This window comes from Prosthecobacter sp. (assembly GCF_020439865.1).
Lineage (GTDB): Bacteria > Verrucomicrobiota > Verrucomicrobiia > Verrucomicrobiales > Verrucomicrobiaceae > Prosthecobacter.
In genome coordinates this window covers 22,340-37,559 of the sequence record NZ_JAGRPF010000068.1, presented here as the reverse complement: position 1 = coordinate 37,559, position 15,220 = coordinate 22,340, and the positions used below count along the sequence as shown (strand labels likewise).

The 15,220-nt window shown below is 59.7% G+C and carries 15 protein-coding genes and 1 pseudogene; 13 read left to right on the top strand and 3 right to left on the bottom strand.

Annotation, left to right across the window (positions count from 1 at the left end):
* Window positions 1-45 precede the first annotated feature (45 nt).
* Window positions 46-828 (bottom strand): PEP-CTERM sorting domain-containing protein, encoded by a 783-nt coding sequence (locus tag KDL09_RS07110; protein WP_294383139.1) that lies wholly within the window; start codon window positions 826-828, stop codon window positions 46-48.
* Between the two features lie 115 nt (window positions 829-943).
* Here KDL09_RS07110 and KDL09_RS07105 point away from each other — a divergent pair.
* From KDL09_RS07105 to KDL09_RS07045, 13 genes and pseudogenes are all read left to right on the top strand, one after another.
* Window positions 944-1,219: pseudogene (locus KDL09_RS07105) on the top strand (methionine adenosyltransferase domain-containing protein); the annotation flags it as partial.
* Between the two features lie 100 nt (window positions 1,220-1,319).
* Window positions 1,320-2,318, top strand: a complete 999-nt coding sequence (locus KDL09_RS07100; protein ID WP_294383137.1) for a DUF4931 domain-containing protein — start codon at window positions 1,320-1,322, stop codon at window positions 2,316-2,318.
* Window positions 2,319-2,398: 80 nt separating this feature from the next.
* Window positions 2,399-3,658 carry an adenylate/guanylate cyclase domain-containing protein gene (locus tag KDL09_RS07095; RefSeq protein ID WP_294383136.1) on the top strand — a complete coding sequence of 420 codons (1,260 nt, stop codon included), beginning with the start codon at window positions 2,399-2,401 and terminating at the stop codon, window positions 3,656-3,658.
* Window positions 3,659-3,804: 146 nt separating this feature from the next.
* Window positions 3,805-4,782 carry an acyl-CoA desaturase gene (locus KDL09_RS07090; protein WP_294383133.1) on the top strand — a complete coding sequence of 326 codons (978 nt, stop codon included), beginning with the start codon at window positions 3,805-3,807 and terminating at the stop codon, window positions 4,780-4,782.
* On the top strand, window positions 4,779-6,056 hold the full coding sequence (locus KDL09_RS07085) for an FAD-dependent oxidoreductase (protein WP_294383131.1): 1,278 nt from the start codon (window positions 4,779-4,781) through the stop codon (window positions 6,054-6,056). Before KDL09_RS07090 ends, KDL09_RS07085 begins: the two co-directional genes overlap by 4 nt.
* Complete coding sequence (locus tag KDL09_RS07080; protein WP_294383129.1) at window positions 6,056-6,856, top strand: DUF1365 domain-containing protein; 801 nt, start codon at window positions 6,056-6,058, stop codon at window positions 6,854-6,856. Before KDL09_RS07085 ends, KDL09_RS07080 begins: the two co-directional genes overlap by 1 nt.
* Complete coding sequence (locus KDL09_RS07075) at window positions 6,853-8,133, top strand: cyclopropane-fatty-acyl-phospholipid synthase family protein (RefSeq protein WP_294383127.1); 1,281 nt, start codon at window positions 6,853-6,855, stop codon at window positions 8,131-8,133. Before KDL09_RS07080 ends, KDL09_RS07075 begins: the two co-directional genes overlap by 4 nt.
* A gap of 5 nt (window positions 8,134-8,138) precedes the next feature.
* Window positions 8,139-8,471, top strand: a complete 333-nt coding sequence (locus tag KDL09_RS07070) for a DUF1475 family protein (protein ID WP_294383126.1) — start codon at window positions 8,139-8,141, stop codon at window positions 8,469-8,471.
* Window positions 8,468-8,968 (top strand): DUF2062 domain-containing protein, encoded by a 501-nt coding sequence (locus tag KDL09_RS07065; RefSeq protein WP_294383125.1) that lies wholly within the window; start codon window positions 8,468-8,470, stop codon window positions 8,966-8,968. Before KDL09_RS07070 ends, KDL09_RS07065 begins: the two co-directional genes overlap by 4 nt.
* The gene (locus KDL09_RS07060; protein ID WP_294383123.1) at window positions 8,958-9,749 is read left to right on the top strand and encodes a DUF1295 domain-containing protein; all 792 of its coding nucleotides are present in this window, start codon (window positions 8,958-8,960) and stop codon (window positions 9,747-9,749) included. The genes KDL09_RS07065 and KDL09_RS07060 overlap by 11 nt, the downstream gene beginning before the upstream one ends.
* A 36-nt stretch (window positions 9,750-9,785) precedes the next feature.
* Window positions 9,786-10,823 carry a cyclopropane-fatty-acyl-phospholipid synthase family protein gene (locus tag KDL09_RS07055; protein ID WP_294383121.1) on the top strand — a complete coding sequence of 346 codons (1,038 nt, stop codon included), beginning with the start codon at window positions 9,786-9,788 and terminating at the stop codon, window positions 10,821-10,823.
* Complete coding sequence (locus KDL09_RS07050) at window positions 10,820-11,569, top strand: hypothetical protein (protein ID WP_294383120.1); 750 nt, start codon at window positions 10,820-10,822, stop codon at window positions 11,567-11,569. Before KDL09_RS07055 ends, KDL09_RS07050 begins: the two co-directional genes overlap by 4 nt.
* A 37-nt stretch (window positions 11,570-11,606) precedes the next feature.
* Complete coding sequence (locus KDL09_RS07045; RefSeq protein ID WP_294383118.1) at window positions 11,607-12,293, top strand: cupin domain-containing protein; 687 nt, start codon at window positions 11,607-11,609, stop codon at window positions 12,291-12,293.
* 21 nt (window positions 12,294-12,314) lie between these two features.
* Here KDL09_RS07045 and KDL09_RS07040 read toward each other — a convergent pair whose 3' ends face one another.
* Both KDL09_RS07040 and tkt read right to left on the bottom strand, forming a co-directional pair.
* The gene (locus KDL09_RS07040; protein ID WP_294383117.1) at window positions 12,315-12,896 is read right to left on the bottom strand and encodes a sigma-70 family RNA polymerase sigma factor; all 582 of its coding nucleotides are present in this window, start codon (window positions 12,894-12,896) and stop codon (window positions 12,315-12,317) included.
* A gap of 208 nt (window positions 12,897-13,104) precedes the next feature.
* Window positions 13,105-15,081, bottom strand: a complete 1,977-nt coding sequence (gene tkt / locus KDL09_RS07035) for a transketolase (protein WP_294383115.1) — start codon at window positions 15,079-15,081, stop codon at window positions 13,105-13,107.
* Window positions 15,082-15,220: the final 139 nt, after the last annotated feature.

Genomic DNA, 15,220 nt, shown 5'->3' with positions numbered 1-15,220 from the left:
CCCCACGAAAAGCCGCGCAACCCAACCTGCGCGGCTTTTTTGTGGTTACGTGAAATCTTCTCTGGATTCCACCAGGGGCCGAACTCGCTTTCGCAGCAAGCCCGTGCCCAGCAAGCCAACCATGAGCAGCAGTGCACGCGACGGCTCGGGTACCGACGAGAATTCGAGCTGGAGCACCGCGAAGCCGGTGTCCAAGCTTCCGGTGGCGGCATGAAAAGTGCCGCCGTAAAGGCGGCGGACAATGGTGCCGTCACCAAGGAAATGATGGTCAGTGCTTATACCACTCCCTCCAGTGACTGACGGCCTCGAGAACATGAAGACCAGATCGCCACCCTGATAGGTGTAGGGAGTGTCAAAAGAAACCAACTGGCCGAACGCATTCGGCGTACTCCCCTCAGGCATCTGTGCATCGAAGAAACTAAACGCCCCGTCATGCACTAAGACGGGATCTAGCATGTTGTCGGCGAAGGTCGTGGACATGCTGCCGATGGCATTGGCCGCCTGCGCCAGTGTAATCTCGAAGTCGCTGATACTACGATCCCCCACCATGCCATTGCCACTATTGATCCGCGTGCGCACGCCGGTGATGACACTCCCGGCGACCAGCCCCTGCACCGCCAAGTCCGCGGAGACGATCTGAAGCTGCTCAGTGACGTTAAAACTCCCGATTAGCCCCCCGCCGCTGGCGCCAGAGGATCCCTCAACGGAATCTAGATTGTAGGAGGAGTCCCCGAAGACGAGTGTGGCACCACGCGTGGGGCTGACAGTAGCGAGAATCAGCGTGGCTGCGAGCAAGACGCGTAAGAGTGGCGAAACGAAGAAGTTCATGGATGGGATCTCTTCGAGATTATGGTTAATCGTGGATGACCCTAGCAAAGAGGCCGGACTGGAGTCAATGCAGGGAACGTTTTTTTCTATGTAGCGGAACCGCTACACTGAGCTGTGCGAAGTGCAGTTAGCCTACGCCATCGGTCATCCGCTTCCCGTGAGCGTTCACATCGACACCTTCGGCACCGGCACCATCAGCGATGCCAAGATCCTCGACGCCGTTCTGAAGGTTTTCTCCTTCAAGCCGGCCGACATCGTCAAGCGGCTCAACCTGCTTCGTCCGATCTACTCGAAGACCACCAACTACGGCCACTTCGGCAAGATCAACGACCCGGAAATCACCTGGGAACTGACCAACAAGGCCGAAGCCCTCAAGAAGGCGGCGAAGTAATCTCTTGCCCGCTTAAAACCCCACGAAAAGCCGCGCAATCCAACCTGCGCGGCTTTTTTGTGCCAGCTATTCCTGTCGGACTCGTTAGCATGGTGCCGCCATGTCTGAAATGCGTTTCAACCCCATCACCCTCGACTGGGTCATCATGGCTCCGGACCGGGCGCTGCGACCGGATGATTTTCATCGCAAAGTGTCGGAGCATTCGCCGCGCATGCCGCATCGTGACGACTGTCCGTTTTGCACCGGCAACGAAGCTCTGACGCCGCCCGAGATCGCGCGTTCGGCGGCGGTGGACGGTTCCTGGCTGGTGCGCGTGGTTCCCAACAAGTTTGGAGTGTTCAGTGCCACGGACGATCTGCGACGGAAGGTGAACGGCACGTTTCGTTCGATGGCTGCCGCCGGTGCGCATGAAGTGGTGGTGGAGCATCCGCGTCACGATCTTGACCTCGGCGAAATAGAACCGTCGCATCTGAGCCTGATCCTGCGCATGTATCGTGAGCGCTATCAGGCGCTGCGTGCCATGCCGGGTGTGGAGAGCATTGTCATTTTCAAAAATCATGGCCAGCGCGCGGGGAGTTCGCTGGAGCACTCGCACTCGCAGATCACCGCGGCTCCGGTGTTGTCCGCGCAGGTGTGCACACGCCTGCAGGAGGCGCGCCGCTTTCATGAATTGAACGGCGGCTGTTTGTACTGCGCGGTGGTGCATGAGGAACTGCTCGCCGAAGAGCGCATCCTGGAGGCCGGCTCCTCGTTTGTGGCCTTCATGCCCTATGCCTCTCTGTCGCCTTTCCACATGTGGGTATTTCCGCGCAAGCATGAGTCCTCCTTTGATGCGATCAATGATGAGGAGATCGAGGAACTGTCGGGCATGCTCGGCCGCCTGTTGCGTCGTTTGAAGATCGCTGCAGGCGATCCTGACTTCAACATCACCATCCGCTCCGGACCCTTGGGCGAGATGTCTTCAAGCTGCTTCCACTGGTACCTGGCCATCGTTCCCCGGATCACACAGCTCGCCGGTTTTGAACTCGGCAGCGGCACCTACATCAACAGCACGCGGCCTGAGCGCTGCGCCGAGCGCATGCGCAGCATCGATCTCTAGACGGGTCTGGTTCGCCGGTTTGATGCCACAGATGGAAATTTATCTGGTTTCTGAGGCAACCCCCGCTCACACTCGCCGCCATGAACCGCCTGGCTCGGATCCTCGAACGCATTGCGGATGCAGGCGTGCCCGCCACCATGAGCGCGTCGGAGGCCAAGCATGTGCGCTTCTGCAACCTGACGGCATTGGCTGGGTTGTCATGCGCGGTGGTGTTCTGGTTCCTTGAAATGCCTGTCGTCACGGACTGGGGCCGCACAAACGCCCTTGAGGCGGCGATCATTTCCGCACGCGGCGTGGGAGCTATTCTGTTCCTGGCACCGGTATGGCTGAACCTGCACCGTCACCATGCGGCGGCGCGGTTGGCGTCGGTGTTGGTCGCCCTGCTCTATGTGCTGAGTTCCACATTCATCTTCGGCGGATTCGCGCCGGCGCACCTTTTTGTCATCGTCATCGCCGCGGCATCGATGGCGATGTTCCCGGAGGAGGAGCGCGGGCGCATGTGGCTCGTCGTCGGCGCCTCTTTGCTGGTGTTTGGAGTCATGATGTGGCTGCGCGAACGCAATGATCCGCTGGTGCCGGTGATGCGACATGACGTGCGTGTCGCCATGGAGGTGCTCATCTCCTTCGGTGCGCTGATTCTCGCGCTGGTCGTGACGCTGGTGCTGCGCACCACGGCGCGGCGAGCGGAACTGCAGGCGATCCACGAGCACGAACGCGCCGACCGGCTGCTGCTCAACATTCTGCCGGAGCAGATCGCCCGGCGGCTGAAGGATGATCCGCAGAGCATCGCAGACGGCTTTCATGATGTGACCGTGCTCTTCGCTGACCTCGTAGGCTTCACGCCCATGTCAGAGAAGATGTCACCTGCGGAGATCCTCCAACTGATGGACGAGGTCTTCACGCGCTTCGACGCATTGGTGGACCGCTTTGGACTGGAGAAGATCAAAACCGTCGGAGACGCCTACATGCTGGCCGGCGGACTGCCGAACCCCACGGAAAGCCATGCTGAAGATGTGGCGGGCATGGCGCTGGCGATGCTAAACGAGGTTCGCGGCATTCACGGTCCGGACGGCACGCCGTTGAACATCCGCATTGGCATTGCAACCGGTCCGGTGGTGGCCGGCGTCATCGGCCGGAAAAAATTTCTCTATGACTTGTGGGGTGACACGGTAAACACCGCCAGTCGCATGGAATCGAGCTGCGAGATCAACTCCATCCAGGTGACGGAGACGACCTGGCGACGTCTGTGCGGCAAGTTCGACTTCCGCGAGCGCGGTGAGATCGAGATCAAAGGCAAGGGGCGTGTGACGACGTGGTTTTTGGAGGGACGGGCCGCCTGAGTCCGTGGCACGGCGGCAGTCATCAGGTGCAGCCGCCTCCGTTTGTTTCGAAAGTTTCGCCGCATGACGCGATTCGGCGTTTTTTTTGAATCCACTGAATCAGGTCAGGCGCAGTAGAGAGCGTGAGAATCGAGACCACAGTCGCCATGCCGCGAAAATCCACCCTGCCGGGACACGTTCTGGTGATGTTGCGGCAGTGGCTCGATTCCGATTACCGGCCGCCGGGATGGAACGCAGTTCGCGACTTGAAGGACGGAATCGATTGGAAGCGATGCGTGCCTTTCATCATTCTGCATCTGGGCTGCTTTGCAGTCCTCTGGGTGGGGTTTAGCTGGGCGGCATTGATGGCTGCGTTGGTGCTGTATGCAGTGCGCATGTTTGCGGTCACCGCGTTTTATCATCGCTACTTTTCCCATCGCAGCTATCGCACTTCGCGCTGGATGCAGTTTGTATTCGCCGTTTTGGGAAACACCTCCTGCCAGCGGGGACCGCTCTGGTGGGCATCAGTGCACAGGCACCATCACCAGCATTCCGATGAGGAGACGGATGCGCATTCGCCGCGAGTGCGTGGCTTTCTTTGGTCACACATCGGCTGGCTGACGAGCGCGAAGAATTTTCCCACGGACTACAGCCGTGTGCGTGATCTGGAACAGTTCCCCGAGCTGGTGTTTCTGAATCGTCACGATCAGATCGTGCCGCTGGTCTATGGGGCGTTTCTCTGGGGTGCGGGAGCTCTTATGGAGCGATACGTCCCCGGTCTTGGGACGAACGGGCCTCAGTTGTTCGTGTGGGGCTTCTTCATCAGCACTGTGGTTCTTCTGCATGCGACATTCTTCATCAACTCGCTGGCGCACGTCTTCGGCTCCAAGCGGTTCAAAACATCGGACGACAGCCGCAACAGCCTGTTGCTGGCATTGATTACGCTCGGCGAAGGCTGGCACAACAACCATCATCGCTATGCCGGCGCTGCGCGGCAGGGCTTCTACTGGTGGGAGATCGATGTGTCCTACTATCTCCTCAAAATGCTGTCCTGGGTCGGCCTGATCTGGGACCTGAAGGTGGTTCCCGCCAGCGTGTATCGTGAGGCACGGCAGCTTAAACATTCAGATCATCCGGGTGCATGAAACGTTCCTCGCTCGCGATCATCGGAACCGGGGTGGCAGGGCTCGGCTGTGCACACTTCCTGCATCCGCATTTCGATCTCACGATCTTCGAGCAGAACGATTACGCCGGCGGCCACACCAACACCGTGAATGTCGTCGAGGCCGGACGTGAGCTGCCGGTGGACACGGGGTTCATGGTCTTCAATCACGTGACCTACCCATTGCTCACGCGTTTGTTCAAGGAGCTCGAAGTGGAGACGAAGCCGACGTCGATGTCGTTCAGCGTGTCGCATCTGCAAAGCGGCATCGAATACAACGGCACGTCGCTGAATCATCTCTTCGGTCAGCGTCGCAACCTGCTCAGTCCTCGCTTTTGGAAGTTCCTGTCGCGCATCAACAGCTTCAACGCCGAGGCCGTCGCCGCGCTCGACGATCCGCGGTATGCGCGCATGACGCTGGGAGAGTACGTCATCGCCCGCGACTACGGCGAGGATTTTCTCAATCTCTACGTCATCCCGATGTCGTCGGCAGTGTGGTCAACGCCGCCGGAGCTCATGCTTTCCTTTCCGGCGCTGACGTTGCTGCGCTTCTGGCACAATCACGGTTTCCTCGGACTGCATACGCAGCATCCATGGTGGACAGTGACCAACGGCGCGAAGTCGTATGTAAAAAAACTCACCGCGCCCTTCAAAGAGCGCATTCGCCTCGGTTCACCGGTGATTCGCGTCGAGCGTAGTGATGCGGGCGTGAAGGTGTTCACGCGTGAGGGGGAGGCCGGTGTCTTCGATAAGGTCATCTTCGCCAGCCACGCCGACCAGACGCTGCGCATGATTGCCGATCCGACCGAGCTGGAGCGGGAACTGCTCGGCTGCTTCCACTACCAGCCGAACACGGCAACGTTGCACACTGACGAACGCTTCATGCCGAAAACGAAGCGCTGCTGGGCCTCGTGGAACTACCGCATCAAACCGACGACGGGCGGCGGCGTCGAACCGAGCACGCATTACTGGATGAACAGCCTCCAGGGCGTTTCCGACACCACGAACTACTTCGTTTCGATCAACGCAGCCGATGAGATCGCCGAGGACAAGGTGATCAAGCGCATCGCCTACGAGCATCCGCTCTTCGACATGGCAGCCATCGACGCGCAGAAGCGCCTGCCGGAGCTGAACCGACTTTCGCGCGATCAGACGACCTACTTTTGCGGCAGCTACTTCCGCTACGGTTTCCACGAGGACGCCTTCGGCTCCGCAGTGGCCTTGTGCCGCGATTTGCTCGGGAGGGAGCCGTGGTGATGCCTGATTCTTCCGCCATCTTCGAATGTACCGTGATGCATCAGCGTCTGCAGCCTCGACGCCACGGATTTAAGTATCGCGTGTTTTATTTGTGGGTCGATCTCGATGCCATCACCTGCTCCGATCGCAGCCTGCTTCTCTTCAGCCGGAACCGGTTCAATCTGTTCTCCTTTTATGACCGCGATCATGTCGGTGGCGAGCATGCGGACGTGAAGGCAGGCGTTCTCTCGCGGCTTGAAAAGAGCGGCGTGGATGTGTCGCGAATCGCCATGATCAAGATGCTCGCGTTTCCACGCGTGCTTGGCTACGTCTTCAATCCGGTGACGTTCTTCTACTGCTTTGCAGCAGATGGATCACCGGTATGCGCCGTCGCGCAGGTGACGAACACTTTTCAGGAGCAGAAAATTTATGTGCTGCAGGAATTGGCGGCTGACGGCGGATTTTTCCTGGTGACGCCGAAGCACTTCTATGTGTCGCCGTTCTCTGAACTGGATTTGAATTTCAAATTTCATCTGCGCCTCCCGGACGAGAGGCTGCACATCGAGGTCGATGATGAGAAGGCTGGCGAAAAAGTGCTCGTGACCACGCTCACCGGCGCGAGGCGCGCCCTCACAGACGGCGCGCTGCTCTCCTGCGCGGTGAAGTATCCGCTGCTCACGCTGCGTGTGATTTTTCTGATCCACTGGCACGCGCTGCGGCTGTGGCTCAAGCGTGTTCCCTGGTTCCGCAAGGCAGACGGGCCCGAATTGCAGCAGGATGTCCTGCGGCCGCATCATTCCATCGCATCAGCAAAATCATGAACACGTCACTCATCCTCGACGAAGTCTCCGTGCCAGTCGCCAGTGCGACGGCGAAACCTGGATTCTACGAATGGCTCGTGCTGCAAAGCTTCAAGCCTTTCGTGCATGGCGGCATGCGCATGACGTGGCCGGACGGTCGCATGCGTGTGTTCGGTGCGCCGGGGGCGGAAGTCACTGCGGAGATCCGTGTTCGCAACATCGAGTTCTTCAAGCGTTGCGCGCTCTACGGCAACATCGGCTTTGGCGAGTCCTATGTCGATGGCGACTGGGACACGGACAGCATCGCGGATGTGATTGCATGGTTCATTCTCAACCTGTCGAAGGCGCTCGGCTCACGCAGTTCGTCAGGGAAGGTGGCGTTTGTGAACTTCCTCAACTTCGTGAATCGCATCCAGCACCTGCTGCGGCCGAACAGCGTCACCACCAGCCGGCGGAACATCTCCGAGCACTATGACCTTGGAAACGACTTCTACTCGCTCTGGCTCGACGAGACGATGACCTACTCCTCGGCTCGCTTTGAACATCCGGGTCAGCCATTGGCGGAGGCGCAGGCGTCGAAATACGAGGCGCTGTGCCAGAAACTGCAACTCAAGCCGGGAGACCACGTGCTCGAAATCGGCTGCGGTTGGGGCGGATTCTCCTTTCACGCGGCAAAACACCACGGTGTGCATGTCACTGCCGTCACCATTTCGCAGGAGCAGCACAAATACGCCACCGAGCGCGTCGCACGCGAAGGTTTGTCGGATCAAATCGAAATCCGCCTGCAGGATTACCGCCACATCACCGGCCAGTTCGATAAGATTGCTTCAATCGAGATGCTGGAGGCTGTCGGTGACAAGTATCTTGAGACCTACTTCGCCAAATGCGCGGAAGTTTTGAAGCCGGACGGCCTGCTCGCATTCCAAATGATCACGGTCGCTGACTGCCAGCACAAAGACCTGCGTAAAGGCGTAGACTGGATTCAGAAACACATCTTCCCCGGCTCTTTGCTGCTTAGCGTCGGTCGCGTGAACGAGGCGATAAACCGCACGAGCGATCTGTTCATGCACGGTCTGGAAGATCTCGGCGCTTCGTATGCGAAGACACTGCGGCTGTGGTTCGAGCGTTTCAACGCGAAGCTCGCGGACGTGAAGGCACAGGGCTTTGATGAGCGCTTCATCCGCAAATGGAACTACTACCTGCAGTACTGCGAGGCAGCCTTCGGCATGCGGAACATCAGCGTGGTGCAAGCGGTTTACACCCGGCCGAACAATACCACGCTTCATCGTAACTTCTGACTGCCATGATCGTGTTCCTGCGCTGCCTGTTTGTCGTAGTGCTCGTTTCCATGCTCAGTGTGACAAGCTGGGCCTCGATGAATTGCGCGTTGTGGGACATTCCAGCCGCGGTGGGTGGTCATCCTTGGTTTATCGCGACTTTGTTCGACACCTACTGGGCGTTTTTGACCTTTTACTGCTGGGTGTTTTACAAGGAGCGCACGTGGCCGGCCCGTTTCGGCTGGCTGCTGGGCATCCTGCTGCTTGGGAACATCGTGATGGCGGTCTACATGCTCATCCAGCTCTTCCGCGTGCCCCCGACTGCACGTGTGGAGGACGTTCTTCTCCGCCAGCCATGAGTGAAAACGTCCAGCGTGAATCTCTTTGGCGGCGCTGGGTGGTGAACCCGGTGATCACCCAGCTCACGCAGGGAACATCGCCGTCGAAGATTGCACAGGCGATGGCTTTTGGCGTCACAACGGGTGTGTTCCCTCTGCTTGGCATGACCACGATCGTCTCACTTGCAGTGGGCATTCCGCTGAAGCTCAATCAGCCTGTGCTGCAGGTGTTCCGTGAGCTGAGCTATCCGGTGCATCTCGGCACCATCCTGCTCTTCATGCGTGCAGGGGAGGATTTGTTTGGTGCCGAGCATGTGACGCTCTCGATCCCGATGCTCACGGAGCGTTTCTTTGCCGATCCCGGACGATTTATGCAGGACTTCGGCATGATCGGACTTTACGCCGTGGTGGTCTGGCTGCTGATCGCGCCACTGCTGCTGGGCACTGTCTATTTCATCAGCCGGCCTTTGGTCGAGAAGCTTGCCAACCGCCTCAACCTCATACCTCATGACGCATGATTTCTGGTTTTTGACCGGTCTCGGAGCGGTCATCGCGTTCACGCTGTTTGCCCTGACGTGGCTGCTCAGTTTGAAGCTTGAAAACTTTAGCTTTGTCGATGTGACGTGGTCTTACGCGCCGGCGTGGCTGGCGCCGATGTATGCGTTGCTCGGTGACGGTTTTCCGCTGCGAAAAGTGATCGTCGCAGGGATGGCGATGGTTTGGAGCCTGAGGCTGGGGACCTATCTGTTCTTCCGCGTGAAAAGACATCATCCGCAAGAGGATGTGCGTTACGAGGTCCTGAGGCAGAGCTGGAAGGGAAGCCTCGCTCGGAACTTTTTCTTTTTCTTCCAGGCGCAGGCCCTGCTCATCGTGCTCCTGTCAGTTCCGTTGCTTCTGGCCTGCCTGAATTCATCTCCGACGATTGGAACCGTTGAGTGGGCCGGCCTCGGTGTCTGGTTGATCGGCATCGTTGGCGAGGCGTTCAGCGACGCGCAGATGCAGCGGTTCAAATCCGATCCGCAGAGCAGGGGGAAAGTTTGTCAGATCGGACTCTGGCGCTATTCGCGGCATCCCAATTATTTCTTTGAGTCCTTGGTGTGGTGGGGATTCTGGCTGTTCGCCTGCGGCTCCCCATGGGGGTGGGTCACGGTCTATGCGCCGACCTCGATTCTCTACTTCCTCCTTCGCGTCACTGGCATTCCGCTCACGGAGGAGTGCGCTGTGAAGTCAAAGGGCGATGCCTACCGCGAGTATCAACGCACCACGAGCGCCTTTGTGCCGTGGTTTCGGAAAAGCTGAATCCAGTCCTCATCGAAAATCGGAACATACACAGTCATGAGCGCCATAAACACCATCCTCGCCAAGAACATCCTGCCGGATGCGATGATCCGCCTCGGCATTCGCCAGCGTCTCACCGAAACATTGCGCGAGAACAAACGACCCACGGTCGCCGCGCAGCGTTTCGCTTTGATGCGGCACGTGCAGGAGCTGAAGCAGATGCCCGTGGCGATCGCCACGGACGAGGCAAACGAGCAGCACTACGAGGTGCCCACGCGCTTCTACCAGCTCGTGCTTGGGAAGCATTTGAAGTACAGCAGCGGCTTCTGGGCTGACGATTCAACCACCTTGGAGCAATCCGAGGCCGCGATGCTGGAACTGACCTGCGAGAGGGCGGAGTTGCAGGATGGTCAGCGCATTCTTGAGCTCGGTTGTGGCTGGGGTTCTCTTTCACTGTGGATGGCGGAGCATTATCCGAACGCGCAGATCACCAGCGTCTCGAATTCACGTACCCAGAAGCAGTTCATCGACGCCGAGGCGGCGGCGCGCGGGTTGAAGAACCTCACGGTCATAACTGCGAACATGATTCATTTCGAAGGCGTGGGAGAGGGGGTCTTCGACCGTTGTGTGTCGGTGGAGATGTTCGAGCACATGAAGAACTACCAGGAACTGCTGCGTCGCATCTCCACCTGGCTCAAGCCGCAAGGAAAGCTGTTTGTGCACATCTTCACGCACCGGGAATACGCCTACCACTATGAGGTGCGCAGCGATGACGACTGGATGGCGAAGTACTTCTTCACCGGCGGGCAGATGCCCAGCGACGACCTGCTTCTCTATTTTCAGGATCATTTGAAGATCGAGGATCATTGGTGCGTGAGCGGCATGCACTATTCGCGCACGAGCGAGGCCTGGCTGGCGAACATGGACGCGCACAAGGCGGAGATTCTGCCGCTCTTTGCCGAAACCTACGGACATGAAAACGTCACGCGCTGGTGGGTTTGGTGGCGCCTGTTCTTCCTCGCCTGCGCCGAGTTGTGGGGCTATCACGGAGGCGAGGAATGGATCGTTTCGCATTATCGCTTCACGAAGCCATGAGAACCGGGGGCATCATCGCTGCATTGCAGGTGGGCGCCGGATGCGCGTTCGGAGGCTTTGCCGAAATGGTGAAGCAGGGCGACGTTTACGACGCGCAGTTCAAGCCGGAGGCGGCGCTGAAATACTATGCGCCGGCTGAGAAGCTGGAACCGGACAATGCAGCCCTGCTGGTGAAAATTGCACGGCAGCATGTTTACCTGATGGCTGAGCAGTCTTCGAAATCCGCCCGACTTCAGTCCGGCCGAAAGGCAATCGCCTACGCGGAACGTGCGGTGAAGCTCGCCCCGAATAAATGCGAGTCTCATCTGGCTCTGGCCATCTGCCTTGGGAAACTGACCCCGCTGGTGGGGAACAGAGAAGGAGTGGAGGCATCCCGCCGCATCAAGACCGCCGCTGAGAGAGCGGTGCAGCTTGATCCCAAAAACGACTATGCATGGCATCTCCTCGGCCGCTGGCATCAGGAACTCGCACAGATCAGCGGCGTCACACGCGGCGTGGCTTTGGTCATTTATGGCGGCCTGCCTGCGGCCTCTTATGACGAGGCGGTGGAGTGCTTCGAGAAGGCTGCCTCACTTAATCCCCACCGCCTGATTCACGTGATCGAACTTGGTCGCACCTACGCGCTGATGGGACGGAAGACAGAGGCGTCAAGGCTTCTGAAAAAAGGCCTAGCCATGCCTGACACCGACAAGGATGATCCTGAAACCAAACAGCGCGGTAGAGCAACCCTGGCCAGGCTTGACTGACCGAGCGGAAAAAGACGTCCCCCAATCCCCACCCATCATGAGCGACGAACCATCACCGACTCCCGAGGACATCCTCGATGATCTGGCGCTGCGTCATGCGCTGGGGACTCTCGACAGTGAAGAGCGCGCCCAGTTTGAGGCTTGCCTGGGCAGCCCGAACAGCCGTGCTGCGGCGCTGGCGGCCGAGTATCGTGATGTGGTGGCGTCTGTCACCCTCGCCGCCCTGCCCGATGCGGTGCCGTCGGCGAGAGTGAAGGAACGCGTTCTCGCCACCATCCGTTCGCAGAAAATCCAGTCAGAGACAAAACCGGTTCCCGCGCATGCCTCTGCGATGATACGTGCCGTCGGCGATATGCCGTGGATGGCTACACCGTATCGCGGCGTGCGCATCCGCGAGCTTTCCACCGCCTCGCCGGACTATTCGGTCATCATGCTATCATGTGATGCCGGCGCGACCTTCCCGCCACACGATCATGCCGGGGAAGAAGATGTGTACATTCTTTCAGGCGACGCCACCATTGACGGCCGTGTTCTGCGCGCCGGCGACTTCATGCATGCAGAGCCGGGATCTCACCATGAAGACATGATTTCCCGCTCGGGGTGTCAGGCGCTGATCATCACGTCGCGCAAAAACTACTCGCCGCGTGCAGCGCGCGCCTATGACATGGCTCATCGTGTCGTCAGCCGCATCGGCAAGGCCATCGGCGTGAAGTCGCGTGGTTAGTCCTGCCGTTGAAGTTTGGACCTAGCCCGTGCCACGCTTCAACGCCTCGCGCAGGCGTAGCAGTCCGCGGCGGATGCCGGTCTTCACGGTGCCCAGCGGCATTCCAAGTGCTTCCGCGATGCCTTGATGGGTGAGTCCTTTGAGGAAGGCCAGTTCGATCAGACGACGCTGCTCAGATGGCAGTGCCGTCAGGGCATTGCGGGCGAGAGACGCGCGGTCTTGATCATCAGCGGCGTCGTCCGACCGCGGACCGGCGCTGCCGGACCAGCGCGTCGGCTCATTGGCCGCCTGCTCGATCAGGCGCGTCTGCCTGCCACGTGCGCGGATACGATCGATGGCCTTGTGGCGGAAGATCATCATCGCCCACGAGAAGGCCCTGCCCTTGCCGGGATCGTAGTTCGCCGCCTTGTCCCAGAGGTTCACGAAGCCGTCCTGAAGCAGATCCTCGGCCTCCTGCACATCATCGAGCATCTGCCGCATCAGGCTGAAGAGAGGTGCCGAAAACCGGTCGTACAGTTCCGCGAAGGCGCGTTCGTCGCCGTCGGCAACCTTTTGCATGAGGGCCTCGTCGCTTTCGTGGTTGTTCTCGGTCTCAGATTCCATGAATGGGGATGTGTCCGGACGCAGCCTGCAACGAATCACCTACAGAAGTTCCGAAACACCTACGTCCGGCATGAGTGGCACGGTCGTCGTGATAGCACAAATGCTGTGTCATTTGCCATCGTGGACCACCCTGCGCTGACGATCGGCAAACAAAAGGCCTCCCGTGCTTTTGCAGGGGAGGCCGTCTGAGGGAGTCTGTGGACTCGGATCAAGCCAGCGCCTGCGCGACAGCTTCGGCGGTGATGCCGAGTTCCTTGAAGACGGTGTTGCCGGGAGCGCTCATGCCGAAGCGGTCGATGGCGATGATCTGCCCCTGCGTGCCGACGTATTTCCACCAGAGACCGGAGACGCCGGCTTCGATGGCGATGCGCTTCGTGCAGGCGGCGGGAAGAACGGATTCTCGGTACTCGGCGCTCTGGCGGTCAAATCGTTCGAAGCACGGCATGCTGACGACACGGACGCCGGGCTTGCCTTGGACGCCTTGCACCGCCCATTGCACTTCAGACCCGGTGGCGATGACGATGGCTTCCAGCGGTGCGGATTCCTTCACCAGAATGTAACCACCCTTGAGCGTGCCCTCGCGGCGGGTGGCAGCGGTGGCGACTCCTTGATGCGGCAGGTCCTGGCGGCTCAGAGCAAGCAGCGTGGGGCCGTCGGCGCGACTGAAGGCCGCGGCGAAGGCGGCGGCGGCTTCTTCAGCGTCGCCGGGACGGATGACATCGAGATTCGGGATCACGCGCAGGCCACTGACGGTTTCCACCGGCTGATGGGTCGGACCATCTTCACCGACGCCGACCGAGTCGTGCGTGAAGATGTAGGTGACAGGCAGTTTGGCGAGCGCGGCGAGGCGGATGCTCGGGCGGCAGTAGTCGGCAAACACGAGGAACGTGGCACCGCTGGCGAGGAAAAGACCGTCATAGGCGATGCCGTTGCAGATCGCTCCCATGGCGTGCTCGCGGATGCCGAACCAGATGTTGCGGCCGGTCGGGTTCTCCGCGGAGAAATCGCCGCCGTCCTTGATGTAGTTCTTCGTGGATCCGAAGAGGTCCGCGCTGCCGGTCACGAGATTCGGCACGACCTTGGCAATGTGGTTGAGGATTTCACCACCGCTGTTGCGCGTGGCGGCCTTGCCTTCGGCAGGGAATTCCGGAATCGCCTTGAGCAGTTCATCGGCACAGAGGCTGCCGTTGCGGGCGGCGTCGAGTTCCTTTGCCAATCCAGGATTTGCGGCGCTCCAGGCCAGGAAGACGTTGTTCCATTCGCCGTGGATCGCGGCGCGCTTGGCCTTCAGATCGGCGAAGTAGGCCTTCACCTCGTCGCTGACGTAGAAGTGGGTGCCTTCAGGGATGCCGAGGCCTTTCTTCGCCGCATCGACGAATTTGGCACCGCCTTCGCCGTGGCCCTTGGCCGTGCCGGCGACTTCAGGGATGCCTTTGCCGATGATGGTCTTGGCGATGATGATCTTTGGCTTGCCGTTGTCGCTCTTCTTCGCGTTTTCGATCGCGCCGAGGACGGCGTCCAGATCATGACCGTCGATGGTCACCGCCTCCCAGCCGATGGCGGTATAGAGCGCCGCCACGTCCTCGCTCTGCGTGACCTTGGCCATCGCATCGAGCGTCACATCGTTGGAGTCGTAAACCAGGATCAGGTTATCGAGCTTGTTGTGTGCCGCGAAGGCCACGGCCTCACGCGCCACGCCTTCCTGAAGGCAGCCGTCGCCGGCGAGGGCGATGATGTGATTGTCGATGATCTTGTGCTCCGCAGTGTTGTACTTCGCCGCGGCCATCTTGCCGGAAAGCGCATAGCCGACCGCATTGCCCACGCCCTGGCCGAGCGGGCCGGTGGTGGACTCGACGCCCGGTGTTTCATGAAACTCCGGATGTCCCGGTGTGATGGAATGCAGCACGCGGAAGTTGGCGACGTCTTCGATCGACACCGCGTAGCCGCTGAGGTGCAGCCAGCCGTAGATGAACATGGAGCCGTGACCGGCGGAGAGGATGAAACGGTCGCGGTTCAGCCATTTCGGATCGGCGGGATCGCACTGGAGGGCCTGGCCGAAGAGCACGGCGCCGATTTCGGCGGCACCGAGGGGCAGGCCAAGGTGGCCGGAGGAGCATTTGTGGACCGCATCCATGGCGAGACCACGGGCTTCATTGGCGGCTTGGGCGAGGAGGGCTTTGTTCATGAGATTGGGCTGGGGAGCTTAGGGGGTGTTGAAGAAAGCGCCAGATGCGGCCAGGCGCGCGGGCGAGTTCTTTACCGGTCTGGGGGGTGGTTTCAAGGTCGAAAACTGGGGGGAATCGGACGTTCGGGTTCAAGAGCGT

Coding starts and splice junctions, on each gene's coding strand:
- KDL09_RS07110 (WP_294383139.1), bottom strand. CDS start 828: ATGAACTTCTTCGTTTCGCCACTCTTACGCGTCTTGCTCGCAGCCACG.
- KDL09_RS07100 (WP_294383137.1), top strand. CDS start 1,320: ATGTCTGAAATGCGTTTCAACCCCATCACCCTCGACTGGGTCATCATG.
- KDL09_RS07095 (WP_294383136.1), top strand. CDS start 2,399: ATGAACCGCCTGGCTCGGATCCTCGAACGCATTGCGGATGCAGGCGTG.
- KDL09_RS07090 (WP_294383133.1), top strand. CDS start 3,805: ATGCCGCGAAAATCCACCCTGCCGGGACACGTTCTGGTGATGTTGCGG.
- KDL09_RS07085 (WP_294383131.1), top strand. CDS start 4,779: ATGAAACGTTCCTCGCTCGCGATCATCGGAACCGGGGTGGCAGGGCTC.
- KDL09_RS07080 (WP_294383129.1), top strand. CDS start 6,056: ATGCCTGATTCTTCCGCCATCTTCGAATGTACCGTGATGCATCAGCGT.
- KDL09_RS07075 (WP_294383127.1), top strand. CDS start 6,853: ATGAACACGTCACTCATCCTCGACGAAGTCTCCGTGCCAGTCGCCAGT.
- KDL09_RS07070 (WP_294383126.1), top strand. CDS start 8,139: ATGATCGTGTTCCTGCGCTGCCTGTTTGTCGTAGTGCTCGTTTCCATG.
- KDL09_RS07065 (WP_294383125.1), top strand. CDS start 8,468: ATGAGTGAAAACGTCCAGCGTGAATCTCTTTGGCGGCGCTGGGTGGTG.
- KDL09_RS07060 (WP_294383123.1), top strand. CDS start 8,958: ATGACGCATGATTTCTGGTTTTTGACCGGTCTCGGAGCGGTCATCGCG.
- KDL09_RS07055 (WP_294383121.1), top strand. CDS start 9,786: ATGAGCGCCATAAACACCATCCTCGCCAAGAACATCCTGCCGGATGCG.
- KDL09_RS07050 (WP_294383120.1), top strand. CDS start 10,820: ATGAGAACCGGGGGCATCATCGCTGCATTGCAGGTGGGCGCCGGATGC.
- KDL09_RS07045 (WP_294383118.1), top strand. CDS start 11,607: ATGAGCGACGAACCATCACCGACTCCCGAGGACATCCTCGATGATCTG.
- KDL09_RS07040 (WP_294383117.1), bottom strand. CDS start 12,896: ATGGAATCTGAGACCGAGAACAACCACGAAAGCGACGAGGCCCTCATG.
- tkt (WP_294383115.1), bottom strand. CDS start 15,081: ATGAACAAAGCCCTCCTCGCCCAAGCCGCCAATGAAGCCCGTGGTCTC.